This is a genomic window from Hymenobacter jejuensis (assembly GCF_006337165.1).
GTDB lineage: Bacteria > Bacteroidota > Bacteroidia > Cytophagales > Hymenobacteraceae > Hymenobacter > Hymenobacter jejuensis.
This window is the reverse complement of the sequence record NZ_CP040896.1, coordinates 3,043,214-3,069,553: the sequence shown is the minus strand read 5'-3', so window position 1 is coordinate 3,069,553 and position 26,340 is coordinate 3,043,214. Positions and strand designations below refer to the sequence as shown.

The following is a 26,340-nucleotide window of genomic DNA, read 5'->3' as shown; positions in this document are numbered from 1 at the left end:
GAGATGGCTTTGGTTTGCAGCCCTTCCTCAATCAAAAAGCTGCTACAATCATGAACGAACAGCAAAACACCCAAACGGTGCAGGAAGGATACGCGCTTTTCGGCAAAGGCGACATTCCGAACCTGCTGAACCTCTACACAGACGACGTTGAGTTTATCATTCCGGGCTCAGCCGAAACTGTTCCTTTTGCGGGCGTGTATCGGGGCAAGGAACAAGTAGCGACGTTTTTTGCCAAGCTCCACGATGCCATAGATTACGAACGATTTGAGCCCCAAAATTATATCGCTCAGGGCGACCGCTTAGTTGTGCTGGGATTTTCTAAAGGCAAAGTGCGCGCTACCGGGCGAACTGATGAGGAAGAATGGGCGCACTCCTTCATCATGCAGGATGGCAAAGTGGCACGTTTTCAAGCGTATCTGGATACAGAAGCCAGCATGAAAGCCTTTCGGAGCAACCGAGACATGGCAGAATTCTAGATATCACTCACCCTACACCTAACCCATCGGACCGAGCCCGGCGAGCTATTTCTGCATCAGTAGCTGCCGGGCTCAACACCGGCGCTTACCCGCCTGCTAAAATCGTTCTAACGCGTCAGCATGCGCTTCCAAGTACCTTTGGTGAAGTTGTATTTCAGGGTGCTGGGTAAAGCTTGCCAGAAGTATTTGTTTACTTCTACGGCAAAGCTGGGCTGCATGTAGCAGTTGATGGTACAGCCTTCGCATTGCGGCAAACGGCCTTCCAGCGCGGCCAGCCGCTGCACTTCCCCCGAGGTATAGAGCGTATGCAGCTCGCCGTTGATGGGAAATTTTTGCTCGCCCAAATGGTAGCAGGGCAGCACCAATTCATTGCTTGGCGATATCACCAGCGTGGTGCTGGCGGCGCGGCATACGGGCGCGGCTATGTGGTTACCGCCGTCTTTGCGCAACTGGATGAACGCTTCGTTGAGGTACACGCCTTTCTTTTTGCCGAAAGCCGATAGATAATCCAGTTCCGCGTCCGTCAACTGCTCGCCGGTTTCGACGCTGTTATACTCAAATGCCGGATTTATAATCAGCACTAAATCATTGGGTTGCGTTATTTCGCGGTAGACGACTTCCAGATCGGCGAGGTTCTCGCGGAAGACCGTAAACAGGATGTCGGGCCGCTCGCCCAGCTCTTTGGCGACGCGAATGCTTTCCAGCACAAAATCAAAGCATGCCACGCCGCGGCCGCGGTCGTGTACTTCCTTTTCGGAGGCATCCAAAGAGAAGTGCAGCATGTCCACTTTGCCGCGCAGCCGCTCGGCGTACTTGGGGTACAGCAAGCAGTTGGTGGTGAGCGTCGTGATGAAGCCCATGTCGTGGGCCAGGCCCACAAACTCATGAATCTGGCGGTGCAAGAGCGGCTCGCCACCCGTGAAATCGACCACGTTTACGCCCAAGCGCCTGAGGTCGCGCAGATTCTGCTCGACGTCGGCAAGCTGGATATAAGGCGAGGGTTTCTCCCAGATATCGCAGAAAGAACAGCGCGCGTTGCAGCGGTAGGTAACGTAATAGTTGCAGAGTACCGGATGACGAACGAGGCGCATGTTCGCAAAGGTAGGGCAATGCGGGGAAGCGCCGGCTCAGCTTAATGCTGAAGCTCACCCCAGCTTCGCTCCCACCGCGCCGGAGTGGCAGCCAGCGCAGCGGCATCCGCCGGCCCATAATGCTCCAAATAATAGTTGCAGAAGCCTTTTAAGGGGCACCGCGGGCAATCGGGCCTTGTAAAGAAGCAGATGTGCTGCCCGAGCCAATAATTGTGTTTGTGAAAATTAAGCAGCACCACCGAATCTTTAGGCAGCAGCGCGAGCAGAACCTGATGCGCTTTGTCGGTTGATACTTTCGGGCCGATCATCCCGACGCGCTGAGCCACGCGGTGCACGTGCGTATCGACGGGCAATACCGGTTTCTGGAAATTGAAAAGCAGCACCAGCGAAGCCGTTTTCAGCCCAATGCCGGGCATGTCGGTGAGCCATTGCAAGCCTTGCTCCACGGGCCATTCGGCCAGAAAGTCGAGGGTAAACTCGCCGCGCTCGGCCTTGATGCGTCGCAGAATTTCCTGGATGCGGGGCGCCTGCGTATCGGGCCAGCGCGTGGTCCGTATGGCGTGCGCCAGTTCTTTCACCGGCGCGGCCAGCACACCTTCCCAATCGCCAAAGGTCTCGAGCATCCGGTCGTACGCCAGTTCCTCATCAACGTGCGTTGTGCGGTGCGAAAGCAGCGTCGAAATCAGTTCGCGCATGGGAATGCGGCGTGGTTCCAAAGGCAAAGGGCCGAAGAACTGATTTAGAATTTCGTGGTCTTGCCAGGCTTTTTGGGCGGGGGTAAGCGTGTAGGCATCGGTCATGCTCGGTTGTACCGCCGGGGTATTGCCGGGGTTACACAGCACTTCAAGTCTGTACGGCTTATTTACATAATGTACTGACTATTAAATATTTATAAAACATGACATCCTTTCGGCTTACACAAAAAAACCGGCGACATCACAAGGACGCCGCCGGGTTGGCAATAGGTGTAGTGCGAAATTGTCTAAGCTTAGATCTGGCCTTTTTCGGCAGCTTTCTTCAGCTTTTCGTTGGCATAGATGGCAACTTCCACGCGACGGTTGGCATCCCGACCAGCTTCGGTCGAGTTGTCGGCGATGGGCTGGTGCGAACCGTAACCTTTCACCTCAAAGCGCGAAGACTCCACGCCTTGGCCTTGGGCATAGTTAGCAACGGCCTGCGCGCGGCGTACCGACAACGGATCGTTGATGGCATCGCTACCGGTGTTGTCGGTGTGGCCTTCGATCAGCACGTTGGTGTCTTTGTATTTGATCAGCGTAGCGGCCAGCTTAGCAATATTGGCCTGCGCAGTCGAAGTCAGGTTGGAAGAGTTTTTGGCAAACAGGATACCCGAATCGAAGGTGATCTTGATGCCTTCGCCTACGCGCTCTACAGTGGCGCCGGCCATGTCTTTCTTCAGCTCAGCAGCTTGCTTGTCCATCCGACGGCCAATCAGGGCACCGGCACCACCGCCTACTGCGGCTCCGATGATGGCACCACCGGCAGTGCTGTTCTTGCCGCCAATCACGCGGCCGAGTACGCCACCAATTACGGCACCGCCACCGGCCCCGATCAGGCCGCCTTTGGCCGTTTTGCTCCAAGGCTTCTTCGCCGTGGTGGTCGTGGTTTGAGCTTCCGCAAAGTTGCTACCGAGCAACAGCAAGGCGAGCAGAGCTACGAAATATGAGCGGAACGTTGTCATAATCTTGGGGTTTGTTTTGGTATGAATTGGGAAGCAGTTGGGGAAAGCGCTTGGCCACCTAAAGGGATTTTGCGGTGGCTACCAGCTGCGGTCACATGAATTGCAACCACCTTGCCAAAAACGGGAAGCGCGCCCCAAAATTGCATAAAAACCCATTATCAAGAGAATAACAAGGTTTTTTGCCGTCGGAGATTTCTTCAAAAACCCTGAGAAACAACGCGGTTACAACAAAAAACAAGACCACATCTTTTTGATGTGGCCTTGGCAATCGAAGTCTTTAAAGCGGTGCCCGGACGGCTTGACAGCCTTATTTTTTATAAGCACTGTACCGCACGGGGTCTTTCTTCTTGTCTTTTTTGCGGCCGATAATGGCGCCGCCTACGGCACCAGCCGCGCCGCCGATCAAAGCACCTTTGCCCCGATCGCCTTTACCGGCAATCACGGCGCCGGCTACGGCACCACTACCCGCCCCGATGGCCGCTCCTTTGCCTTTGTTGCTCCAACCTTTCTTGGTGGTTTGGGCGTGGGCGAAGTTGGTGCTCAGCATAATCATGGCCACAATCATGGCCAAATATAACTTGAAGGGTTTCATGACTTCTTGATTTAATGAAAATGAACAATGGGATTATGCATCTCTAACGCAAGTAGCCGGGTCCAAGGTTACACGAAAGCTGAAGCACAAGCTACCAGCCATTATCCTACACTACCTCACAGCACTCACTTGGATTTCTACAAAAAAAGGCCGCACAATCTGCGCGGCCTTTCTACTAAACTACTGACTTTTAGATAATTACAAGCGACCTTCTTCGGCTGCCTTTTTCATCTTTTCGTTGGCATAGATTGCTACCTCTACCCGGCGGTTGGCTTGACGGCCTTCAGCAGTAGTATTGTCAGCAATCGGCTGCGTAGAGCCGTATCCTTTCGTGGAAATACGGGCCGCATCCACACCTTTCTGGCGCGTGTAAGCAGCTACCGATTCGGCGCGGCGCTCCGACAGCGGCTGGTTGATGGCGTCGCTACCGGTGTTGTCGGTGTGGCCTTCAATGAGGATATTGGTGTCGGGATATTTCTGCAGCGTGACGGCCATCTTCTCGATTTCCGTCATCGAAGCAGGGCGCAGCGTGGCGCTGTTTACGTCGAACAGGATGCCGGCATCAAAGGTGATCTTGATGCCTTCGCCTACGCGCTCAACTTTGGCGTTGGCCATGTCCTTTTGCAGCTCTTCGGCCTGCTTGTCCATCTTGCGTCCGATGAGTGCACCGCCGGCTCCACCCACAGTGGCTCCGATGATGGCTCCGGCTGCCGTACCCGATTTACCCCCGATCACGCGGCCCAGTACAGCTCCTGCTACCGCTCCGCCACCAGCACCTAGTAAGCCACCTTTGGCCGTTTTGCTCATGCCCGTTTTGCGAGCGCCAGTGCCGTTGCCTTCGGGTAAGTTGCTGGTGTTGCCCGTGTTACTGCCCGCATTCTGGGAGGTAGCACAAGAGCCCAACAGCAACGTGAGTGCCATGAAGAAAGAGAGAATGGATTTGGGAGATTTCATCAGATTAAAATTGGTGGAAAGAAAAAGAACAGTGGAGTTCGCTTCCGTTGGTGCTTTACTCCGCTTTGGCTAAAAATGTTCTTAGCACAGCAGGTGATGCCTGCAACTGATTGGGAGTGAACTAATAACCAGCCACAAAGCCAGAAAAGCCCAACATTCGCGCTCAGAACACGATTGTCAGGCTTTCCAAAAAGCTTGCCGAAAACGCAACGGCGCTATACCCGCTGTTTCGTCCGCGGGGCAGTGGCTTCGGCCGCCGCCGACACTTCCGCGGGGCGCAGCAGCAGCAGCAGGTCGGTGAGTTGCTGCTTCAGCTCTTTGCGGTCGACGATAAAATCGAGAAATCCGTGTTCCAGCACAAACTCGGCGCTTTGGAAGTCCTTCGGCAGGTCTTTGCCAATCGTTTCTTTGATCACGCGCGGCCCTGCAAACCCGATGAGGGCGCCGGGTTCGGCAATATTGAAGTCACCCAGCATGGCAAACGAAGCTGTTACGCCGCCCGTGGTGGGGTCGGTGAGCATCGAAATGTAGGGCAGACCTGCTTCCGACAGCAATGCCAGCTTAGCCGACGTTTTGGCCATCTGCATCAGCGAGTAGCCAGCTTCCATCATGCGCGCCCCACCCGATTTGCTGATCATCAGAAACGGCAGGCGGTTTTGGCGCGCGTAATCGATGGCGCGGGCAATCTTTTCGCCTACCACCGAGCCCATCGAGCCGCCGATGAATTTGAAATCCATGCACGCCACTACCAGGCCCAGCCCGTTTAGGTGGCCGTGCGCCGTGCGGACGGCGTCGCGCAAGCCCGTTTGCTTCTGCGTGGCGGCCACGCGCTGCGGGTAGGCTTTGGTGTCGACGAAGTGCAACGGATCGGCCGAGCTTAGCTCTGCGTCCAGCTCCACAAACTGGTTGTTATCGAACAGAATCTCGAAGTACTCGTCCGAGTCGATCCGATCGTGGTGGTTGCATTTGGCGCAGGTATAGAGCAGCCGCTTGTGCTCGGCCATGGTGGCTACCGTTTTGCACTCGGGACATTTGTACCACAGGCCATCGGGAGTTTCCTTTTTTTCCTCCGTCGGCGTGACAATGCCCTTTTCTACGCGCTTAAACCAAGACATATTGTTGAAATTATCGTGTATCCGTTACCCTACAGTTGGTAGCAAAGTTGCGAGTAAGTCAGACGAATCCGGCATTCAAAAGCCTAATTGTTAACTATCTGATTTACTGATGTTTGCATAAACAAAGGATAACTCTTTTCGTTACGCCAATGTGATGGACTCGTCGAGGTAGATGTCCTGAATCGCGTTCAGCAACTCCACTCCCTCGGCAAAAGGCCGTTGAAATGCTTTCCGGCCCGAAATAAGGCCCTGACCGCCCGCTCGCTTGTTGATAATGGCCGTTTTGATGGCCTGATCACGGTCGCCGGCGCCGAGGCTTTCGCCGCCGGAGTTGATCAGCCCAATGCGGCCCATGTAGCAGTTAACGACTTGGTAACGAGTCAGATCAATCGGATTATCCGACGACAGCGACTCATACATGGCCGGGTGGGTTTTGCCAAATTTGAGGGTCGTGAAGCCGCCGTTGTTTTCCGGCAGCTTTTGTTTGATAATGTCCGCCCCGATGGTCACGCCCAAGTGGTTGGCTTGGCCCGTCAGATCGGCCGCGACGTGGTAATCTTTGTCGGCAGTTTTGAAGGCGTTGTTGCGGGTATAGCACCACAAAACGGTGGCCATGCCCAACTCGTGCGCCCGCTCAAAAGCCGCCGATACTTCCTGAATTTGCCGGTTCGACTCGTCGGAGCCAAAATAAATCGTCGCTCCCACAGCCGTTGCGCCCAAGTTCCAAGCTTCTTCCACCGATCCAAACAGAATCTGGTCGAACTTATTGGGGTACGTAAGCAATTCGTTGTGGTTGATTTTCACCACGAACGGGATTTTGTGCGCGTACTTTCTAGCAACGGTGCCAAAGGTGCCAAACGTAGTCGCGACGGCATTGCAACCGCCTTCGACGGCCAGCCGAATGATGTTTTCCGGATCGAAATAGATTGGGTTGGGGCCAAACGAAGAGCCGGCCGTGTGCTCAATGCCTTGGTCTACGGGCAAAATTGACATGTAGCCCGTGCCCGCCAGGCGGCCGTGGTGGTAAAGCTGCCCCAGCGCGCGCAGCACTTGCGGCGTACGGTTGGAAGGCACAAAACAGCGATCCAGAAAATCGGGGCCGGGCTGGTGCAGCAGGTCCTTCGCCACGGTTTTGCACTCGTGCTGCAGTAGTGCTTCCACTTCGGCCGAGCGGGTGAAAGTTGCAGAAGCCATTTAGGGTTGGGTTGGGGAAAAGAGGCAGAGATCAGTGGACAAATATAGGTCGAAAATCGGTTTGCCGGAGGCCGTGGGTTGGAAGATGCGGCCTCCAGTGGCTACCTTGTCGCGGGTCTGTGTAGTCAGGTCGATTACCGGGCCCGAACCTCGTTTTACCAGATGTTTTCTCTGTGAAGTACTCCTCCCCTCTGCTCCTGACCTCGCTGGCGTTAGCGGCCTCCACGCTGCTTCCTAGCTGCGTGGCCTCCAAGAAATACGACGATTTGCGAGCCCGCCAGACGGCCACCGAAGAAGCCAAAGCCGACGTAGAGCGCCAGCAACGCCAAGCCGTAGCCGAGCTAAAAAAGGCCTCCGATGAACTGGCCGAGCTGCGCCTCACCAATCGCCGCCTCGTCGACGACTCAACGCAGACTGGCACTGCCCTGCGCCGCACGCGCACGCTTTACAATCAACTGACCGACAGCTACGATAAGCTGCTCAAAAACAGCGACCGCGCCATGGCCGATAAGTCGGCTGACTACAACAAAGTGGCGAAAGATTTGGCGCGCCGCGAAGCCGAACTCGGCGAACTCGACGCCAGCCTGCAAAAGACCAACGCCGATCTGAAAGCTCGGGAAGCCAAAGTGGCTGAGCTGCAACAAGCTTTGGCCGCCAAAGACAAAGCCGTTAACGACTTGAAAGCCAAGGTCAGCAACGCATTGCTCAGCTTCAAGGCCAGCGATTTGCAGGTAAAAATGAAAGATGGCAAAGTGTACGTGTCGCTTTCCGAACAACTCCTGTTTAAATCGGGCTCTACCAAAGTCGATCCGAAAGGCCAGGAAGCCCTGAAAAAACTGGCCACTGTGCTGCAAGAGCAACGCGACGTGAATGTTGTAGTGGAAGGCCACACCGACAATGTGCCGATTGTAAAAGGCACCCAAGGCATGCAGGACAATTGGGACCTAAGCGTCTTGCGCGCCACCGAAATCTCGCGGCTGCTCACCGCCGGCGGCGTAGCACCCGAACGCATCACGGCTTCGGGCCGCTCGCAGTATCTGCCTGTCTCTAAGAACGATACGCCCGCCAACAAAGCCCTGAACCGCCGCACCGAAATTATCCTGACGCCCAAGCTGGATGAACTCTTCAAGATTCTGGACACTAATTCTACTTCAGAAGCCAAATGATTGATAATCAATTATTTAATAAAAAGGCCCGTTCTCGCTGAGAACGGGCCTTTTTATTAAATGAGCCAACGAAACGGAACGTCAAGCGCCGTTAGTTGGTGGGCAGCGCTACCACTACCCGGACGAAATAGAAGCCGCCGTTGTAACCAAACTGGTTGGGGTTGTAGACGATGCGACCGCGGTTGGTGTTGTCGAGCGACGAGCTGTAGCTCGTAGTTGGGTCCACGGAGAAGTTCAACGGGTTGTTGCGCGGGTTGGCGATGAACTTATCGGGGTATACGTTGAAAATGTTGTTCACGCCGAAGGTAATTCCCAGTTCCTTAAGCACTTGCGCGGTTACGGTTAGGTCGGTAACCCACTTGGCCGAGAAGGTTTGGTCGATGAACGAGCGGGCCGGGTCGGCGTCTTTGTACTGCACTTCTCCAAAGCGTACGGTCCGGACTTCCACGTTGAAAATCTTGTAGCCGTAGTTGGCGGACAGGTTGATTTTGTTGCGCGGCTGGGCCGATTCGATGCGGTTGCGCTGCTGACGGTCGAAGAGCGTGTTTTGCAGGTTTTGCGTGGCCGTCACCGGCGCGTTGTCGATGGTCGAGGAGCTGCGGATTTTCCGCACTTTGGTTTCGTTGAAGTTGGCCGCAGCCGTGAATCCTACCCTGCTTTCACCAAACGTCAGGCGCTCATTGAACACCACATCGACGCCGTGGGTGCGGGTATCGATGGCATTGGCAAAGAACTGAACGCGACCAATTTCCGGATAAGAGGCCAGAATCTGATCGACGGTGCCCGTCGCCACGCCGCTGCGCGCAAACTGCGACGACAGCACAATGCGGTCGCGGATGTTGATGCGGTAGGCATCTACGGTCAACGTCCCCGTTTTGAAGAGGCGAGCCGTGAGGCCGAGGCTGTAGTTAGTCGATTTTTCCTGCTTCAGGGACGATACGCCGAAGCCCTTGGGCGTGTCGGTGAACTGGTTGCGCACCACGGGGTTATCGTTGCTGACGGTAAGTACCTGCTGCGGCACGCCGCTCACAAACTGGGTGCTGGTGTTGGTGAAATACCGTTGCTGCAACGAAGGTGCCCGGAAGCCGTTGCCCAGCGTGCCCCGAATAGCAACATCAGGCAAAATGCTGTAACGCGCTGACAGTTTGCCACTTACGTTACCACCAAAATCACTATAGCGCTCCGCGCGGCCGGCGGCACCTACGAGCAGCTTCTCGGTCAGGTCGCTTTCCAGGTCGATATACCCGGCAATGTTGGTGCGCGACTTATTTAGCGCATCGCTAGGCTGATAACCGGGAAACACCTGCGCCCCAGCCGCCGCAAAAGTTGCGGGCGTAGTGCCGGAAGCGGGCACTACCACGCGGCCACCGTTTACATAGGAACCTTCTTCGCCGGCTTCAATTTGATAATTGTCGCTGCGAAACTCACCGCCAAAAGCGACGTTGAGCGTGCTCAAGGAAGCTACGTCGGTAAAGCGACGCGTAAAGTTTAGGTTAGTAGTGTTTTGCCGAAACGCAATTTGACCGGCGTAAAACTCGGTGGGGCTGGTGCCCAGCGGCAGCGAAGCGTTGAGGGTGTTGGTGATGTCGAACTGGATTTCGTTGCGGCCGAAGGTGTTGCTCAGGTCGGCATCAAAGCCGGCCACCTTCGCCCGCAGCCCCACAATAAACGACTGATCGTTGATGGTGGTGTTGATGAACGGCAGAAACCCATTCGGATAAAGCCCCAGATCAATTTGAGTGGGTTGGTTGGGCAAGCGCGTAAAGCCGGCTGCTTTGCCCGTACGGTGCGTGATGCCCCCCGAAAGGTACGCCTCCAAGCCAATGGAAGGGGCCAGTCGGTAAGCCGAGTTCAGGAAGCCGCCGTAGTTGCGCGACTCCGATTGGCCCACACGCATGTCCTTCCGATCAAAGCCATTTTTGGCAACCAAAGCATCGTCTTCCGCTTTGAGGGCGCGGCGCTTGTCTTCGGTGTTGGCGCTGCTGGGGTACGTGCCGCCGCTGCCCAAGTAAATGAGCGGCGTGGTGTCGATGCCGGAGCGGTTAGTGTAGCCGCGGTTGCTAAACTGGCCGCTGACGTCCACATAGCCCCGGCCGCCAAGCCCCAGGCCCACGTTGGCATCGGCCTGGTAAAGGCGGCCGTCGCTCTCGTAGGTTTGCCCCACGGTGCTGCTGGCTTGCACGCCGGTGCTGTCGTCTTTGAGCTGAATATTGATGACGCCCGCAATGGCATCGGAGCCGTACTGGGCGGCGGCACCGTCGCGCAGGACCTCAATGCGCTTGATAGAAGCGTTTGGGATCACGTTCAAGTCGGTGCCGACCGATCCGCGGCCTACCGTTCCGTTGATGTTGACCAGCGCCGAAGTGTGGCGGCGTTTGCCGTTTACCAGCACCAATACTTGGTCGGGACCGAGGCCACGCAAGCTAGCCGGGTCTACGTGGTCGGTGCCATCCGATACTGCTTGGCGCGACGACTGAAACGAAGGCGCCACATAAGTAAGTATCTGACTAACATCTGTTTGTGCAAATGCCTTTATTTCGCGAGCCGAAATTACGTCGACCGGAGAGGTGGTCAGAATGTTGGAACGGCCTTCCGTAGCCCGCGAACCAGTTACTACCACCTCGTTCAGCTCCGATTGGCTTTCCGAAAGCCGGACGTCGAGGTTAGTGCGGCCGTTGACGGCAATTTGCTGCGAAACCTGCCCTACAGCCGAAAAAACCAGCGTGGCCGTGCCAGGCACCGCGATGCTGTAACGGCCTTCGCCGTCGGTGGAGGTGCCGTTGGTCGTGCCCCGCTGCAACACGGTCACGCCGGGAAGCGCCGCGCCGCTCGCGCCGGTCACGCGGCCCGTCACCGTAAGGTTCTGCGCCCACGCCTGGCTCATCGATATGAGCACTAGCAGCAGGACTAAGGGAAATAGTATCTGTTTTTTCATAAAAGTCAGGGAGAGTTAATAGGTTAAAAGAACGAGTTCGAGCTGCTCAGAATGTAGCAGCCAACAACACTGCTTTCAGGTCTATTGATCGAAGCTCAGCCTTACCAGCTTCGTAATGTAGAGAAATATTACAGCTTAAAATCCTAATAATGAAATTTTTAGCTATTCAATCGTTTGCTGTCGGCCATTTTTATTGGGCACGGCGAAGCCTGGTCGCGGAAGCGCGACCGTGCAGACTTCAAACTCGGATAAGCTTACTTTTCTGTAGCTCCTAAAAGGCCGCCGTTAGCGATTCGGGCTGCGGCTGCCTGTGCCACATCGCCAGCCAATGCTCTTTCAGCGGGGCACGCCGGTAAATTTTCCAGATGCCCAACACGATCACCAGGGTAAACAGCCCCGCCAAAAAACGGTAATCGAAGAACAGAATGCCGTATTTTTTGAGCCCCAGAAAATGCATCACCGACTCTAGGTTCAGAAAGTAGGCGATGGACGTGATCGCGTAAAGCACGTATTCGCGCGTCACGAATCCGTAAGCCGCCAAAAACAGAACGGCGGCATGCCAATACCGCTCGTGCATCTGGGTGTTGAAGTACGTAAACAGTAGCGGAACCAACCCGAAGCTCAGCAACACCAGCGCCAGCTGCTCTTTGCCCGGCCGCTGCCCCGTGAGCACACTCCGCACCGCCGCTACAAACAACGGCAACAGCGCCAGCCCCGCCGCGAGGAAGAACATGATTAGGCCCCAGTGCTTGTAGGTTATGTTCATAAACGTCCCAGTATCAGGCATATCCCGTAGCGGACTATTGGGTATCAGCAAATACCAGACGTTCGCGGCGTTCATGGTGATGAACGGGTAGCGATCGACGGCCGTGGTATTGATCTCGATGATCCGGCTTAGGTAATTGGCGTCGCCGCCCCAGATAAAAGGCGCGAGAATAAGCACTTGCAGCGCCACGACCGCGCCCGCCGTAAGCAGGAGTTTTTTGGGGGCTTGCACCCACTGCGGAAACCACAGAAACAGCAACGGCGGCAGGAAAATAATGGCCTGCGCTTTAGCATTGAGGGCCAGCACGTAAAATAGGGCACTCCCGACTGGCTGCCCCCGCACAGCTAACAGCGCCGCCACAAAAACAAGGCACGTGAAAATGCTGTCCACCTGAATCCAGATCAAGGTGTTGTAGAGGTACCCCATGTTGAAAAGCAGCAACAGCGAGAGCATAAACCGCCGGTCCCGATCCGAAACCAGCGAAGCCGCCAAAATAGCCCCGGCAAAGTCGAAGAGCAGGGTAAAGCCTTTGAGCAAATGAGGGTAATGGTGAATTTTTTCGACGCTGCCAGCCATCTTACCAAACAGGTATAAGATGTAGTGGTACAGCGGATTATAGTCGTTGTTACCGAGCCCATACACGTTGCCAAGCCCGCGCTCGAAGATGGTGGTGCTCCAGTGTACCCAGTAGAACATGTCTGACTCGAAGCCCGCGTGTGGCACAGCCAGCAGCAGCAGGATGAACAGCATTAGATAAAGCACTGGGTACTGGTAGTTTAGCTTCATAAGAAGGGCAACAACAGACGTAACAACAACGCGAGAGTACAGCACAACAACTAGTGCTCGGTACTACCCTCGCCATCCGGACAAAAATAGAGGAAATTTTCCCTGGCGTTTGGGTGCTCGGGAGGCATAAGCAGCAAGCTACAAGTGACGTTTCAGACTATCTATTAAACCATAAAATATTGACAATCAATTAATTGCGTTTAAATGTTACAGAAAGCCCTGAAATAAAAAACGGGGTGCTGTAAACTACTGACCGACAGCAATTTACAGCACCCCGTTTTAGAAATGACTTATCGGGCGGCTCGGTTACCCGATGGCTTGCTTCAGGTCTTCGATCAGATCTTCCACATCTTCAATGCCCACGCTCAAACGGATGAGCGAGTCGCTGAGACCGGCTTTCAGGCGCTCTTCGGCCGGAATGCTGGCGTGCGTCATGGTGGCCGGGTGCCCGCACAGGCTCTCGACGCCGCCCAGGCTTTCGGCCAAGGCAAACAGCTCGAGTTTTTCGAGCACTGCGATGGCGTCTTCTTTCCGGTCGCCGTCCAGCACAAACGAGATCATGCCCCCGAAGTCGCGCATTTGTTTAGCCGCCACCTCGTGATTGGGATGTTGCTCAAAACCAGGCCAATACACTTTCCCTACTTTAGGATGTGCCTGCAAATATTCTGCAATGGCCCGGCCGTTTTCGCAGTGCCGCTGCATCCGAATGTGCAGGGTTTTGAGGCCGCGCAACACCAGGAAGCAGTCTTGGGGGCCGGGCGTGCCGCCGCAAGCGTTTTGCAGGAAGCGCAGGCGCTCGTGCAACTCGTCGTCTTTCAGCACGATGGCTCCCATTACCACGTCGGAGTGGCCGCCCATATACTTGGTCAGCGAATACACCACCAAGTCGGCGCCGAGGTCGAGCGGGGTTTGCAGATACGGCGTGGAAAACGTGTTGTCGACGACCAGCAACGCGCCAGCCTCTTTGGCCACGGCCGCCGCCGCCGCAATGTCGATCACGTTGAGCAGCGGGTTGGTGGGCGTTTCTACCCAGATCAGCTTGGTGCGCTCGTTTACTTTTTCGCGCACGCTGGCCATGTCGTGCATCGGCACGAAGTGAAACTTAATCCCCAGGGGCTCATACACTTTCGTGAAAATGCGATAGCTGCCGCCGTACAAATCGTTGGTTGAGATTACCTCGTCGCCGGGCTTGAGCAACTTCACGATGCAGTCGGTAGCGGCCATGCCGCTGGCAAACGCCAAGCCGTGCTGGCCGTTGTCAAGGGCGGCCAGCGCATCCTGCAACTGCGTGCGGGTGGGGTTGTGTGTCCGTGAATATTCGTAGCCTTTGTGGTCGCCAGGCGAGCGCTGCACGTAGGTCGAAGTCTGGTAAATAGGCGTCATGATGGCGCCGGTTGTGGGGTCCGGGTGCACGCCCGCATGAATGGTTTTGGTACCGAATTTCATAAGTAGGTGGTTAGAAAGGCCACATGGGCACTTTGCGCGACTTGTTACTACGGCCTCAAAGGTAAGAAGGCCCACGAGACATTATTTTACCACCGCAAACACGTCCGTAATTCTTCGAAACACCCACGCGTAAGTCAGGAATAGAACCCGAAGCATAGCCGCCGAGTTGATTCCTACGTTTACCTTCGAGTTCGGGCCGGCGGTTGTGGCAGGCCCCTTTTGTTGCTGCTTATGTTCCTGAAAGAGCTTTTCCAGAAAAACGCCTCCACCCTGCTTTCCATGTTTTTGCTGGTAGCCCTGCCCTTGCTCGGCAGCTCTTCGCTCACGATCCTGCTGTACCGGCACCAAGCGCTACTTCAACATCTAAGCAATTGGCAATCAATACTTTATTTCATCGTGATTGCCTTCACTATGGCGTTTGCCTTCACGCCCACCACCTTTGTGGCGCTCGTGACCGGCTTTTACTTCGGCTGGTCGGGGCTTCCGGGCATGGTAGCGGCTTATGCCTTGGCCGCGGCAGTTGGCTACCGCATCGCCACTTCCCTCGATCACGGCAAAATGCTCGCCTTCCTCAGCCATTTCCCAAAGGCAGATGCCGTCATGCGCGAACTGAAGCACGAAAGCTGGCAGCTCATCCTGCTGACGCGCATCTCGCCCGTGCTGCCCTTCGCCCTGATGACGTTTGTGCTGGCCGTGATGCGCGTCAATCCGCGGCGCTTTTTGCTGGCCTCGGTAGTAGGTATGCTGCCGCGCAGCTTGTTTTTCTACTGGCTGGGCACCAAAGCGCAGGATGTATTCGCGCTGGTGCGCAATCCTGATACAGGTACGGCGGGCAAACTGCTGCTGCTGGGGCTAGTGGTGGTCTCGCTGTTTGGGCTCTACTACGTATTCAACCAAGCTCTGAAGCGCGCCCTTGGCCGAAGCGCTACCGAGCAGCATAAAAAAAATTAAAACTGACTTTCAGCAGGTTGCGGGACTGACAGTGGAAATTTTCGCTTAAAACTACCCTGTCTCTTGCCCGACTAAACTTTTACCTGCTATCTTTGTGCTCCGCAAAGGAAAAATGGTTGTGTAGCTCAATTGGATAGAGCATCTGACTACGAATCAGAAGGTTTAAGGTTCGACTCCTTACACGACCACAAAAAGGCCCTCAACAGCATGTTGAGGGCCTTTTTTATTTTCCGGATAAGTATTTTACAGCCGCTAACCTCTCAGGCTCATTGAACAACGAGTCGGCGGCTCGCGATGCCGGCCGTTGAAGTCACTTGCACTAGGTAAAAACCAGGTGCCAGCCCGCGGAGCGAAATGTCCAGGGGGCCGCGCTGATTGACCAGCTGCATTTTCCGAACGCAGCGGCCTTGGCTGTCGACTAGGCTAAGCAGGTTTGCGCCGTTCCAGTTGGCTAGCTGTATTGTCACGGATTCGGCGGCGGGGTTAGGGAAGACCCGCCATTCCAGCGTAGTTGAACGGGTCTGGGCCGTGGTTACTCCGCCCAATAGCTTGGCCACAAACCCCGTATACAAGCCGCTGTTGGTAAGAGCAGTGGTTCCAAAAAGGGCGCTGGGACTCAGGAAATAGCCCGTTACCAGCACGTTGCCGCTAGCGTCAACGGCCAAACCTCGGCCGGTATCGTCGGCGGTGCCGTCGGCTTTGGCGGCCCATTGCCATTCGCCTTCCGGATTTAGCTTGGCCACGAACAAATCAACGCCCAACGGACCGCTATTGGTCAAATTGCTCAGGCCGAAAAGGCTACTAGGACTCAAGAAATAACCCGTTACGACCGCATTCCCAGCGCCATCTACGGCAATACAATTGCTACGGTCGTCGGCGAGGCCACCTGCTTTTACGGCCCATTGCCACTGGCCGCTGGGGTTGAGCTTGGCCACGAATACGTCGGAAGACCCACTACTGGTAAGCGTGGTGGTGCCGAAGTCGGCGCGCGGGCTTAGGAAATAGCCCGTTACCAGCACGTTGCCGCTTTTGTCCACGGCGACGCTATTGCCGACATCGGTGCCGGCGCTGCCGCCTGCTTTGGTGGCCCATTGCCATTCGCCTTCCGGATTTAGCTTGGCCACGAACACGTCCGTGGAACCGTTTTCAGCAGCAAGGGAAGTCGCGCCGAAGCGCACGTCGGGGCTGTTGAATTCTCCGGTCAGGAACACATTGTTGTTGCCGTCGAGGGCTACACCAGCAGCGCTTTCATTGCCCGTGCCGCCCGCCCTGATGGCCCATTGCCATTGCCCAGCGGGGTCGAGTTTGGCTACGAACAGATCCAGGCTCATCAGGGTGTTGTTGGTGAGGGTCATAGGCCCAAAACGTGCACTAGGACTAAAGAAGTCGCCGGCTATCAGCACGTTACCGCTTTTATCGAGGGCAATTTCGTTTACTCTTTCAACCTCTACCCCACCAGCCCCGACCGCCCATTGCCATTGGCCGGCCGGGTCGAGCTTGGCCACAAACACGTCGGAGCCGCCCGTATTAGTGAGCGTAGTGGCACCGAAGTCGGCGCGAGGGCTCAGGAAATTGCCGACGATGTACACGCTACCGCTTGCGTCCACGGCCACGCCGGTGGCAGCATCGATGCTGGTGCCGCCCGCTCGCACAGCCCATTGCCATTGCCCAGCGGGGTCGAGCTTGGCCACGAATACGTCGGCTGAACTTTCGCTCGCAGTGAGCGTGAGAGTGCCAAAACGGGCGTTGCCAATAAATGATCCCACCACGTACACGTTGCCGAGGGCATCGACGGCTACTTTCTGGCCAGCCACGCTGCCCTCATCGGCGGTGGGTTTTTCAACCAGCGTAACCGGGCTTATTGCCTGCGCCCACTGCCAGGCTGGAGTCTGCGCCCAAGCGGGAGTCGCAAGCGACCAGCACAAAATTAGTAATAGAATGAGCCGTACAGGCTGCCACAAAAAACGGGTAGCATTGTTCATGGCACCGCAAGAATTAAAAGGTTGATAGCCAAACCACTGCAGACGAAAAACAACGTCATCTGCTACTTCCATAACGCTATCTAAAATAGCGATTCTCTAATGAATGACAAAAATTTTAAATAATAAATATTATATTTATTATCTCTATAATCCTATATCAAAGCAATATTACTGTACTCATCACATTTTGTCCTCGCTTAAGAAGCTAGTTGACACTTACGTTTTCTTGCTAAAGTCCTGTGGCAAACCGACGTCCCTATCGTAAATAATTGCTAATCAATTTTTTACGATAGCCAGCAAAACAAACATTTGGCATTATTTATTGCCCTCGGGTTCGTGCGTATCTTTGCGGGCCGGCAGAGCCGGTATGCCGCAGAAGTTTGGCGACGGCCGCGCGGACCCCTTTCGCGCGGCGCAACGCGCCTAATGCGTTGGCGGACTGATTTTTGGTCGGTCGGCCAACATCCTCAACGATTCTGCGGTTTTCGTTGTTATTAGATTGGCATGAAGCCATTTTCCTGTACCTGCTATTCATGATGAATTCTATCTCCACCGATATCTGCATTATCGGGGCCGGCCCAGTGGGGCTGTTTGCTGTGTTCGAAGCTGGATTGCTGAAGTTGCGTTGCCACGTAGTCGATGCCCTGCCCCAAGTAGGGGGTCAGCTTTCCGAGATTTACCCCAAAAAACCCATCTACGACATCCCGGGCTACCCCGAGGTACTGGCCGGCGACCTGGTGCAGAACCTGATGCGTCAGATCGAACCCTTCCACCCTACCTTCACTTTGGGCGAACGGGTAGAGCGTTTTGCCAAGCTCGAAGACGGTTCGTTTCAGCTGTTCACCACCGACGGTACCGAGATTTTGTGCAAGGCTATTGCCATTGCCGGCGGCCTCGGCTCGTTTGAGCCCCGCAAGCCTGCCATCGATGAGCTGGAGAAATACGAAGGCGGCCGCGGCGTATATTACATGGTGCGCGACCCCGAGCATTTCCGCGACCAGCGCCTGGTGATTGCCGGCGGCGGCGACTCGGCGCTCGACTGGACGATTTTCTTGGCCGACGTGGCTAAGGAAGTTACGCTGGTACACCGCGGCACCATGTTCCGCGGCGCAGCCGACTCGGCTGAGAAGGTGAAGGCGCTGCACGAAGCCGGCAAGGTGCGGCTGGTGCTGTCTTCGAATGTCAGCCATGTGCACGGCCAGGAAACGCTGGAAGCCGTGACCATCACGGCCAACGACGGCACCACCGAAACCGTCACCACCGATGCCTTTATTCCGCTGTTTGGCCTGACGCCTAAGCTCGGCCCGATTGGCGAATGGGGCTTGGAACTGGAAGATGACGCGGTGAAAGTCGATACCGTAGATTATTCTACCTCGTTGCCGGGCGTGTACGCCATCGGCGACATCAACACGTATCCGGGCAAGCTCAAGCTCATTCTGTGCGGTTTCCACGAAGCCGCGCTCATGGCCCAGGGTGCTTACAAATACATTTTCCCCGACAAGAAATACGTGCTGAAGTACACCACCGTCAACGGTGTACCTACGCTGTAAGCCGGTTTTGGGAGGGTGGTTGCCAGAAGTTGAAAATAGGTGGTTAGTTTGCTACGCAAACAGACTGCTTAGCTAGTCACCCACTGGCAACCACCCTTTTCCTACCGACAAGCCCTAAGATATGAGTCCAGACTTTACTGAAGTACGCATTTACGTTGAGGAGGCACCGGGTCAACGCATTGAGATTCAGGCCCCTACCGATATGAACCTGAGCCTCATGGAAGTGCTTAAAGCCAGCGGCTACGACATTCAGGCTACCTGCGGCGGCATGGCCCTGTGCGGCACCTGCCACGTGGAAGTGCTGGCCGGCCCCGCCCTCGACGAGCCCAGCGACGACGAGATGTATATGCTCGAGAGCCTGCCCATCCTCAACGAAGGCAGCCGCCTCTCGTGCCAGATCCGCATTACCCCGCGCCTCGATGGGCTGGTGGTGCGACTCATGCCACAAATGGCTTAGAACCAACTCCTTACATAACAGATTCTGGTTTCACCATATCGCTGTTACACACAGAAGGCGCGCCATTGTGGCGCGCCTTCTGTGTTTGGGCTACTCTTCAATGGGTAGGGCGTTTAGCGCCGCCGATGGGAGCTGGTAGTTTTGTGGTGAGTCGTTGACTTCTTGGCCGTTGATTTCTTCGATGAAGACTTTTTAGAGCTCGACTTCTTGGCACTCGTTTTCTTTCTGGCGGACGAGTGCGCGGCCGTGCTGCGGCCGTGCGACGAGCTAGACCGACGACGGTGCGAGTTGTGGGTAGCAGTCGTTTTGGACGCAGCAGCTTCTTCGGCTGGGGCAATTTCTTCGGCTTCCTCGGCGGCATGCGCGGTTATGTCGGTAGCCGAGGCCTGGTCGGTAGCAGAAGGCTTGAGCGCCGCGGCGCGCTTGCGGCGCACGGGCATCAGGAAGTCCCGCTCGGCCCGCTCGCGGGCGGTGAGCTTTTCTTCGCCGGGTAGCGCTGGCGTTACGGGTAACGCTACTTTGCCTTCGGGAACGGACGGACCGGAATTCTTTTTCGCACTTTGAGCGAAGACCGGCGCACTGCACAAAAGCAGACCGGCGAGCACATATATCTTTCGTAGCGGCATCGTTGCAAAGGGATTGGAAAGAGCAAAAGTACCACAGCCTGAGCATATTGACAACCCAGGCCCTTACCGCGCCGCCCTGAAAGCGGCTTTCCGCAGCGTCAGGCAACATTCACTCCTGAAAAATGCAATTGCCCTTACCGAGCCTTTTCCGGCTCGATCCGAAGCCGCTCGCCGGCCGAATGACTGGTGAATTCGGGCGCGTAAAGGCACTGAATCTGACTTAAGCCACCCGAAAAATTGCCGCTTTGCGCCGCCCGCAATCGGTACTCAAATACATGCGTACCCTTGGGCAGCTGCCCCATAAAAAAGTTGGTAGCCGCATCGCGCGGGCTCTCGTAGTAGCCCAGCCCGCCTTGGTAGCGGTAGCCGCTCGTCTGGCTGATGGGCTCCAAGCCGGCGGCGCGCTGGTCTTTGAGGTGCACGTATTCTAAGTCACGGTCGGTACGCAAGACGAGGCGCACTACCAACGCATCCCCAACGCGTAGCGGCGTAGTAGCCGTGAGGCGCTCGAGCACCGGACCGCCCGCCGTGCGCTGCTCCCGAAAAAGCTGCCGCTCCACCTGCAACGGCGTAGCGGCAGGCGTAATCTTATCGAGCTGCTCGAAATACTGCCAGTACAATGCGCCCCACGCCACGCCTGCATCGGGCTTGCGGATGCTTACGCGGCCCTGCGTAGGCTTGATTTGCTCGGCGGAAAAAGTCGTTCTGAAATAGCCGGTACCCGCTTCCGTGGCGTTGGGTTTCACGACCGCGCCACCGACTGCAACCTCCAGCGGCTGAGCAGGTTGGAGCCAGTCGGAGCCGCGTAGCAGGAGGGCGTAGCAGGCATCCGCAGTCGCGCGGGTACTTTCCCAGTTTTGAGTTTGCTTTTGGCGCAGCAGCCACAGCTTCATTTCGTCAACCGATTTCTGATCGTTGGCGACTTCGTCAAAGGCCTCAATCAGAGTGGCTTGAGTCTCGGTTGGGGCTTCGCGCCAGTAGTAACCGCTGCGCACTTCTTTCCAGTACATACCCAGCTCGTCGCTGTGCAAGGCGTTCTCTGCCAATGCCTTCATAATATTTTGACTGACAGACGATTGCGCAGAAGCCCGATGCAGTGTTAGTGCGATAAAGCCCTGCAAATAACGATTCTGGGTCGGCCAAAATGTAGCTGCTTGCTGGCGGTAATATTCGAAAGCCGGCTGATCGGCTTTGGCAACGGGCTGCTTCGACCAGAAGCTGCGGGCGTACAGCGCTTGAATGTGTATATCACCCAAATGGTTCTTTTTCAGATCAATACCTTTCTGGCGACGCAGTTCGGAGTAGTCTTTTTGCAACTGCGCGTCGAGGTAGTGCAGGGCTTTGGTGAGAATAGGCCGGGCGCGCTCGTCCTGGGCGGCATCGAAGGCGCCGAGGCGTTGCAGCTTGCCAAAACCCGCCACAATGAGCTGGGTGATGTAGCGGTCGTCGGGCATCTTCTCGAACCACGGAAAAGCACCGTTGGGCTGTTGCAGCTGGGCCAATTTGGTGAGGGCCTTGGCGGTTTCGGTACGCAGGTGGTTTTCGTCGAATAGCTCGCCGAGGCGACGCATACGGTCGGTATCGGTTTGGCCGTCGCGCACCCAGGGCGTTTCCTGGAGCAGCAGGTTTTTCAATTCCTGGTTTTGCTCCAGCTTGCTGCGCAGGGCATTTTTGTCGCCGCTGGTGGCAGCCCGCTTCCACGCCTCCAGCACCGGCCGGATACGCGGGTTTTGGGTGAGAATACGGGCGGCCAGCAAGTTGGCATATAACCTACTGAATGTCTGCTCACTACATTCATATGGATACTCCATCAGATACGGCAGCGCCTGCACCGCGTACCACGCTGGGTTCTGGGTCATTTCCAGTGTAAGCGAGTAGTTGCGACGCGTAGCTGACGTGGTGCTCGTGAGCTTTTTCAGCTCGAACTCCTTCGCACCCGCGCCCCGCACCGACAGCGGCAACGACTCCGTGACGAGCAACCGATTGGGCAGCACGGGCAGCGTGTTTTCCTCGCCGTCAGAAAATTCGCCGGCCTGCGCAACTACGCGGTACGTAACCGCTTCCAACGGAATTTCCTGGCCTTCTGGCACTTGCAAATTCCAGCCGAGCGCCAGGCTTTGATTGGCTTTCAGCCTGAATTTTTGCCGGGCTTTGCCCTGCAACAGCTTTGCCTCGATGGGTTGCTGAGTGCGGGCGTCAAACAGAAACAGCTGTGCGTTGCCACTCAGCGCTTTAGCCGTGAGGTTGCTGAGCTTGGCCGTGAGCGTCAGCTGGTCGCCTTCGCGGAAAAAGCGGGGCGCGTTGGGCGTGACTTGCAGCTGCTTCTGTGTCACCAGCTCGCGGCGGAGCAGGCCGCTGTGCAGCTGTTGGTCGTGGGCCAGGGCCAGCAGCTGCCAGCGCGTGACGGCTTCGGGCATTTGAAATTCCAGCACAATTTCGCCCTTGTCGTTGGTGCGCAGGTCGGGCTGCCAGAAAGCGGTTTCCTGGAGGTTTTTGCGGGCTTGAATCAGTGAGAGATCGGGTTCACGGCCAGATGACTTGCGTTCAGAATTAGCTACGCCACCGGCAGCTGCGCTTATCTCTTCATCCTTTTTGACCATCGGCGCGGCAAATTTCACCGAGCGGCTGGCACTAGCTCTTGGTGCTGACGCAGCTTTATTAGGCAGTGCTTCTTGGTCGGCAATTTCTAAGTCTGCGCCATTATCTGTGTTGCCCATGATGCTAAATCGGCCATACAGCCGTGTTCCGGGTGCAGGAGGCAATTCAGCTTCCGGAACGCCATCATATTCCCAGTTATTCAACAAAGGATAATAGCGACTCTCGCTTATGATTTCATACCCGTCATTGGCGAAGAAAAGAACCTTGGAATTCTCCGTTTCAAACTGCCCATTCCACGCTAGCAAAGCCGGGAAATACGACTTCGGAAAGCTCAGATTCTCAAATGCATGCACCCGAAATACGTCTAGGGACTGATCGTAAAGCGTTGCTAGCAGCTCAGCGGCAGCGGGTTTGCCGTCGGCGTTTTGAATTGTGACGCGCCAAGTTTCCTTCTGGCCGGGTTGGAGGCGGTCGCGGAAGGTGGCGATGTTCAGGCGCAGCGGTGCTGGCGGCGTCGCAATTTGCACCGTGGCCGTGTGCATATACAGGCGATTGTCGCGCACCTGCGTGGCGTGGAAGTACAGCTGGGTTTCGCCCAGCGTTGCTGGCACCGGCACGGCCACGAGGCGCTGTTCTCCCGCCGCAAGCGTAAGCCATTGATGTAGAAGCGTTTGCCCTTTGGCTTCAGCTTCTACCAGAATGCGGCTTTCGGCCTCGCTGCTGCCCACCAGAAATTGCGCCGTTTGGCCGGGCCGCACGCTGTCCTGCACAGTCACAAACCAGTCGGGCGTCGGAACCGGAAGCTCTTTGGCAGCGGGGTCGTAGAGTGTAAAGTAACGCTCGGCTTTTGTGGGCTGCTTGTCAGCATCTTCAGCGGTGGCTTCAAGCACGTAGCGGCCGGGCGTTTGCTGGGCCAGCGGCGCCGACAGCGCCAGCAGCAAAGGCGATTTTTCGGTGTCGAAACCCTGTTCCAACACCAATGTGCGGGACCATTTGCTTTCGTCAGCTTCGTCGGCGTAGGCATCATGCGGAAATTTCTGCACAAACAACTCCTTCGTTAAAGCCTCAACATCAGTCTTTTCCCAAAGACGCGGGCGCAGGCCTCGCGCGGGCGGCGTCAGGCGGTAGAGGCGCAGCTTGCCTTGCGCGGGCACGGCTTCGCCCGCGGCATTCTGGGTGATTAAGCTTAGCGCGGGAATCTGCGCCCGATTTAGAAGTTCCGGCACTTCCAGGCGCAGCGTGAGTGCGCTGGTGCCCAGACTCACGCTTTGCTGCCCGGTGCGGGTTTCGCCGGCCGCGTCGGTCACGTCGGCGGTCACTTCAAACACGTAGCCGGGACGCCAGCCGCGCTGCTTTTGCGCCTCTTCGTCGGCCAGAGCCGTGAACGTGACCCGGAAGCCGCCCGCCGAATCGGTTTGGGCCGTGCCGTTGGTGATCTCAACATCCTGCCGCTCAACGGGCTCTGGAAACCGAATCAGGGCGTCGCCATACGGCCGGAAGAAGGGCCACACGGTGCGGCGCACCACGCGGTAGCGCACCGTGGCGCCGTCGATGGGCTGACCGGCGTAGGCGGTGGCTTTGCCCTGCATCGTCACCGATTTGCCAAGCTGGGGCGCGCCCTTCACCGGCTCAAACGCAACCTGAAACATGGGCCGCTTGTAGTCTTCCACCGCAAACGACACGCTGCCGTCGTCGGTTTGCAGCGACATCTCGCCGTTCAGTAAGCTAGTCGGCAGCACCAGGGAGCCGTGGAAAGAGCCGAAGTCGTTGGTCGTAAAGGGCAGCGTCTGCACGACTTGGCCGTTCACATCCACAAAGCGCAGGGATACAGCGCGTTGCGTAAGCAGCTGGCTTTTGCCGGCGCGGCTTTCGGTCAGGATGCCCTTGAAGTATAGCGTCTGGCCGGGACGATAAATGGCGCGGTCGGTATAGAGAAACGTGCGGCGCTGCGCTTGATCGTCCTGCACTTCCAGCCGCCGCGGGCGGTAGTAACTGTAGCCCGTTTCAAACAGAGAATCAGTGCCTTGGGTGAGTAGCAGGGCCCGAAGCTGCGTGTTCTCGCCCGTCTTGACACCTACCGGAATTTGCGCTACGCCTTCCGCATTAGTCGTTACGGCAGTACCGCGCCGGGGCTTGTATTCGCGGGATTTTTGGTCGTAGTATTCGTAAAACGGCAGCACGTGGGCTCCCGCGAGCGGCGCACCGCTTTGGCGATGCAGCACCAAAACTTCGGGGCCTTCGCTGTCGGCACTGCCACGTTTCACTTGGCTTAAAGCACTTACCTGCAGTGAATTATACACCGTCGTCAGGCCGCCGCGCGCTTTCACCGGGTTCTCTTCGGCCGTGCTGACCACGATAAGATAGCGCCCCAGTGGCAGCGCCGGCCCCGCCTGCTGCACCGAATGCGACTTGTAATCCTGCGAACCGGGTACGTCGAGGGACCAGGCAGCAACTGGCTTGGCAGCTAAAGCACGGGCATATCTTTTGGCAAACTCTTGATTATTAGAGTTTTGATTAAAATTGTTTATTATCTGAGCCGTACTTATTCGATATGCTTTAGCGTATAGCCGCTTCACGTTGCGCTGCTCCAAGCGTAGCAGCCACGGCTGGTTGGGCAGCACCACTTCTTCCGTCGCGAAACGCAGCTCAACCGCCTCGATACGCTTGCGCAAAGCCTCGCTTTGTTGGGCACCGCGCGATTTGGGGAAACGCCGCACGGCTTCGCGGCACAGGATCAGGGCCTGCGCCGGCGAGCTTTCCTCCACATTGTCGGCCTCGGCAAAGAGAAATTCTGTGCTGATGGATAAGGCTTTGTACGTGTCGGCGGCGCGGGCCAAGGCCTGCCGAAACAGCGAATCTTTGTTGGCAAATTCGGCGTGCTCTTGCACCAAGCGCAGCCGCTTCAGGTCCACGTCGGCCAGTGCAGGCAGGTTTTGGGCGTCTTTCAGACGGAACGCGGTGAGTTGTTGCAACGCGCGCAGGGCGTAAAACTGGCCGTTGAGCGAATCGGCTTTGGGGAATTCCAACGGCAGGCGCGCAAACTCGGCGGCGGGCGCCAGCAAAGCCGGGTTGGCCAGGCGAAACTGCTCGGCAGGCCGCGTGATATAGAATTCGTCATTCTGCAAACCATCGATGGCACGGTGCGCGAGCAGGTCATACAGCGTGGGGCGCAGTTGGCGGCCTTCGGCATCGCCGCCGCGGATGGCGTCACCTAAGTCCTTGAGCAGCAGCTGTTGCTGGCGTTGGGGCTCGTCGCTGAGGGAAGCGTGGTAGTGCTCGACTACGGCAGCGCCAAGGCGAGCCGCATCCCAAGTAGCCAGGCCGGAAGTGGCCGTGGTGTCGGTGGCGGGGCCGGTGGCGCCGGGCGTGCGGTCGTAGAGCTGGCCGCGGTGCTGATCGTAGTACGTGGCGTAGAGCTGCGCCAGCAACGAATGCAGAATAGGACGAGCCGGAAACTGCGCCGTTTGCAAATCATTCTGAATCAAATCGATAGATTTTTCATCCGAATCTTCCTCTTTGGCTTCCAGCAGTCGCAGCTTATAGAGCAAGGCCCGCAGATACTCCGGCGTCTGTTGCTGCCGGCGCGCCTGCTGGTAGATTTCCTCCACGAGCTTGCCGGCCGAAGCGGTCTGGTTTTTCTTCAGGAAAGCATCGATCTGTTTCCACTTTTTGGCGTTCGCACCCGGCGGCACGGGCGCCGACGAGCCGACCGTGAAAACCAACACGCATAGCAGCAAAAACAAAGGTAGGGAGCGCATAGCAGCAGAAATTTGAAAGCGAAAGCAAGATGTCAAAAATCAGATGCCTTGCTGAGTTGAATTCCACACGCGCCTCCCGACTATTTGTATTGTTATGCTTAAAAACGTGTGATGAGCCCCACTGTATTGCCTCCCTTTTTTAGCTTTCTAAGACGGATTCTTTCCTCAATTACATTATAAAAATATGCAAATCCTTAC

The 26,340-nt window shown here is 56.4% G+C and carries 18 protein-coding genes and 1 tRNA gene; 6 read left to right on the top strand and 13 right to left on the bottom strand.

Going from position 1 to position 26,340, the window contains the following annotated elements:
* Nucleotides 1-50: 50 nt before the first annotated feature.
* Nucleotides 51-476 (top strand): nuclear transport factor 2 family protein, encoded by a 426-nt coding sequence (locus tag FHG12_RS12780; RefSeq protein WP_139516096.1) that lies wholly within the window; start codon nt 51-53, stop codon nt 474-476.
* A gap of 107 nt (nt 477-583) precedes the next feature.
* On the opposite strand, the gene FHG12_RS12775 is transcribed toward FHG12_RS12780, so the two are convergent.
* The 7 genes from FHG12_RS12775 to FHG12_RS12745 form a co-directional block, all read right to left on the bottom strand.
* A complete protein-coding gene (locus tag FHG12_RS12775) occupies nt 584-1,567 on the bottom strand; it encodes a radical SAM protein (RefSeq protein ID WP_139516095.1) in 984 nt (327 codons plus the stop codon).
* 41 nt (nt 1,568-1,608) lie between these two features.
* Nucleotides 1,609-2,409, bottom strand: coding sequence for an endonuclease III domain-containing protein (locus tag FHG12_RS12770; RefSeq protein ID WP_230471111.1), 801 nt, complete (start codon nt 2,407-2,409; stop codon nt 1,609-1,611).
* 146 nt (nt 2,410-2,555) lie between these two features.
* Nucleotides 2,556-3,266, bottom strand: a complete 711-nt coding sequence (locus FHG12_RS12765) for an OmpA family protein (protein WP_139516094.1) — start codon at nt 3,264-3,266, stop codon at nt 2,556-2,558.
* A 307-nt stretch (nt 3,267-3,573) separates the two neighbouring features.
* Nucleotides 3,574-3,858, bottom strand: a complete 285-nt coding sequence (locus tag FHG12_RS12760; protein WP_230471110.1) for a YMGG-like glycine zipper-containing protein — start codon at nt 3,856-3,858, stop codon at nt 3,574-3,576.
* A gap of 198 nt (nt 3,859-4,056) precedes the next feature.
* Nucleotides 4,057-4,812: an OmpA family protein gene (locus FHG12_RS12755; RefSeq protein WP_230471109.1), complete on the bottom strand. Its 756-nt coding sequence runs from the start codon at nt 4,810-4,812 to the stop codon at nt 4,057-4,059.
* A gap of 215 nt (nt 4,813-5,027) precedes the next feature.
* Complete coding sequence (gene accD / locus FHG12_RS12750; RefSeq protein ID WP_139516093.1) at nt 5,028-5,927, bottom strand: acetyl-CoA carboxylase, carboxyltransferase subunit beta; 900 nt, start codon at nt 5,925-5,927, stop codon at nt 5,028-5,030.
* A 141-nt stretch (nt 5,928-6,068) separates the two neighbouring features.
* On the bottom strand, nt 6,069-7,121 hold the full coding sequence (locus FHG12_RS12745; protein WP_139516092.1) for a class I fructose-bisphosphate aldolase: 1,053 nt from the start codon (nt 7,119-7,121) through the stop codon (nt 6,069-6,071).
* Between the two features lie 173 nt (nt 7,122-7,294).
* Between FHG12_RS12745 and FHG12_RS12740 the strand changes: the two genes are divergently transcribed.
* Nucleotides 7,295-8,287: an OmpA/MotB family protein gene (locus FHG12_RS12740; protein WP_230471108.1), complete on the top strand. Its 993-nt coding sequence runs from the start codon at nt 7,295-7,297 to the stop codon at nt 8,285-8,287.
* A gap of 91 nt (nt 8,288-8,378) precedes the next feature.
* Here FHG12_RS12740 and FHG12_RS12735 read toward each other — a convergent pair whose 3' ends face one another.
* From FHG12_RS12735 to FHG12_RS12725, 3 genes are all read right to left on the bottom strand, one after another.
* Nucleotides 8,379-11,222 (bottom strand): TonB-dependent receptor, encoded by a 2,844-nt coding sequence (locus tag FHG12_RS12735; protein ID WP_139516091.1) that lies wholly within the window; start codon nt 11,220-11,222, stop codon nt 8,379-8,381.
* 271 nt (nt 11,223-11,493) lie between these two features.
* Nucleotides 11,494-12,774 carry a hypothetical protein gene (locus FHG12_RS12730; protein ID WP_139516090.1) on the bottom strand — a complete coding sequence of 427 codons (1,281 nt, stop codon included), beginning with the start codon at nt 12,772-12,774 and terminating at the stop codon, nt 11,494-11,496.
* A gap of 306 nt (nt 12,775-13,080) precedes the next feature.
* Complete coding sequence (locus FHG12_RS12725; protein WP_139516089.1) at nt 13,081-14,220, bottom strand: cystathionine gamma-synthase; 1,140 nt, start codon at nt 14,218-14,220, stop codon at nt 13,081-13,083.
* A 231-nt stretch (nt 14,221-14,451) separates the two neighbouring features.
* Here FHG12_RS12725 and FHG12_RS12720 point away from each other — a divergent pair, with 231 nt between their 5' ends.
* Together FHG12_RS12720 and FHG12_RS12715 are read left to right on the top strand one after the other, a co-directional pair.
* The gene (locus FHG12_RS12720) at nt 14,452-15,171 is read left to right on the top strand and encodes a TVP38/TMEM64 family protein (RefSeq protein WP_139516088.1); all 720 of its coding nucleotides are present in this window, start codon (nt 14,452-14,454) and stop codon (nt 15,169-15,171) included.
* Between the two features lie 114 nt (nt 15,172-15,285).
* A tRNA-Arg gene (locus FHG12_RS12715) sits at nt 15,286-15,359 on the top strand.
* 78 nt (nt 15,360-15,437) lie between these two features.
* On the opposite strand, the gene FHG12_RS12710 is transcribed toward FHG12_RS12715, so the two are convergent.
* Nucleotides 15,438-17,153 carry an SBBP repeat-containing protein gene (locus FHG12_RS12710; RefSeq protein WP_165699391.1) on the bottom strand — a complete coding sequence of 572 codons (1,716 nt, stop codon included), beginning with the start codon at nt 17,151-17,153 and terminating at the stop codon, nt 15,438-15,440.
* 536 nt (nt 17,154-17,689) lie between these two features.
* On the opposite strand from FHG12_RS12710, the gene FHG12_RS12705 reads away from it, so the two are divergent.
* On the top strand, nt 17,690-18,703 hold the full coding sequence (locus FHG12_RS12705; protein ID WP_165699487.1) for an NAD(P)/FAD-dependent oxidoreductase: 1,014 nt from the start codon (nt 17,690-17,692) through the stop codon (nt 18,701-18,703).
* A 121-nt stretch (nt 18,704-18,824) separates the two neighbouring features.
* Entirely contained in the window at nt 18,825-19,160 is a 336-nt protein-coding gene (locus tag FHG12_RS12700) for a 2Fe-2S iron-sulfur cluster-binding protein (RefSeq protein ID WP_139516085.1), read from the top strand.
* Nucleotides 19,161-19,273: 113 nt separating this feature from the next.
* On the opposite strand, the gene FHG12_RS12695 is transcribed toward FHG12_RS12700, so the two are convergent.
* Both FHG12_RS12695 and FHG12_RS12690 read right to left on the bottom strand, forming a co-directional pair.
* A complete protein-coding gene (locus FHG12_RS12695; RefSeq protein ID WP_139516084.1) occupies nt 19,274-19,786 on the bottom strand; it encodes a hypothetical protein in 513 nt (170 codons plus the stop codon).
* A gap of 134 nt (nt 19,787-19,920) precedes the next feature.
* Nucleotides 19,921-26,142, bottom strand: a complete 6,222-nt coding sequence (locus FHG12_RS12690; RefSeq protein ID WP_139516083.1) for an alpha-2-macroglobulin family protein — start codon at nt 26,140-26,142, stop codon at nt 19,921-19,923.
* Between the last annotated feature and the right edge of the window lie 198 nt (nt 26,143-26,340).